Genomic DNA, 1,139 nt, shown 5'->3' with positions numbered 1-1,139 from the left:
GACGGGCTTGATAGGCCGCAGGCGGGACAGGCGGCGTGCGGAGTCGCCGGACTGCGTGAACGCACAGATGTACTTGGCGTCCAGCTGGTCGGCGATTTCGACGGCGGCACGCGTGATGGCGCCACCGCGGGTCTTGGGCTTGGTGCCCAGCGGGGGGACGCGCTCCAGGCCGTGGACCTCAGTGGACTCGATGATCCGGGCCATGGTCTTGACGGTCTCGATCGGGTATTTGCCCACGCTGGTCTCGCCCGAGAGCATGACCGCGTCGGCACCATCAAGCACAGCGTTGGCGCAGTCGGAAGCCTCAGCGCGGGTGGGACGCGGGTTGTCGATCATGGACTCCAGCACCTGCGTGGCCACGATGACCGGCTTCGCCCAGCGGCGGGCCAGTTCAATGGCGCGCTTTTGCACGATCGGCACTTCCTCCAGCGGAAGCTCCACACCAAGGTCGCCACGGGCCACCATGATCGCGTCAAACGCGTCAATGATCTCGGGCAACTGCTCCACGGCCTGCGGCTTTTCGATCTTGGCGATCACCGGCACACGGCGGCCTTCTTCGTCCATGATCTCGTGCACGCGCCGGATGTCCGTGGCGTCACGCACGAAGGACAGGGCAACCAGGTCCACACCACGGCGCATGGCCCAGCGCAGATCGTCCTCGTCCTTTTCGCTCAGCGCAGGGACATTGACAGCCACACCCGGCAGGTTGATGCCCTTGTTGTTGGACACCATGCCGCCCACGGTCACTTCGGCGACCACCTTGACGTCGTCGACAGCCGTGGCACGCAGGGCCACCTTGCCGTCGTCGATCAGCAGCGCGTCACCTACGTTGACGTCCTCGGTGAGGCTCTTCAGCGTGGTGGAGCAGATGTCCTTGGTACCCGGAACATCCTCGGTGGTGATGGTGAACGTGTCACCGACGGCGAGGGCGTGCGGGCCGTCCACGAACCGGCCCAGGCGGATCTTCGGTCCCTGCAGGTCCGCCATGATGGCCACAGCCCTGGTTAGCTCAGCGGCTGCCTTCCGGACGTTCTCATAGGTGTTGTCGTGGACGGTGTAGTCGCCGTGGCTCATGTTCATACGGGCAACGTCAACACCGGCTTCAAGCACCGCGAGAGTGTTTTCATAGCTGGCAATTG

The 1,139-nt window shown here is 64.6% G+C and carries 1 protein-coding gene; it reads right to left on the bottom strand.

Annotated features, from left to right (window positions below; genetic code table 11):
• Nucleotides 1-1,137, bottom strand: a 1,137-nt coding sequence (gene pyk, locus P2Q66_RS04745) for a pyruvate kinase (protein ID WP_275726047.1), incomplete at its 3' end; no start/stop codon positions are given.
• Between the last annotated feature and the right edge of the window lie 2 nt (nucleotides 1,138-1,139).

Origin of the sequence: Arthrobacter sp. Cr_A7 (genome assembly GCF_029222765.1) — a bacterium.
Classification (GTDB): Bacteria; Actinomycetota; Actinomycetes; order Actinomycetales; family Micrococcaceae; genus Arthrobacter.
This window is presented reverse-complemented; position numbering and strand designations above follow the sequence as displayed.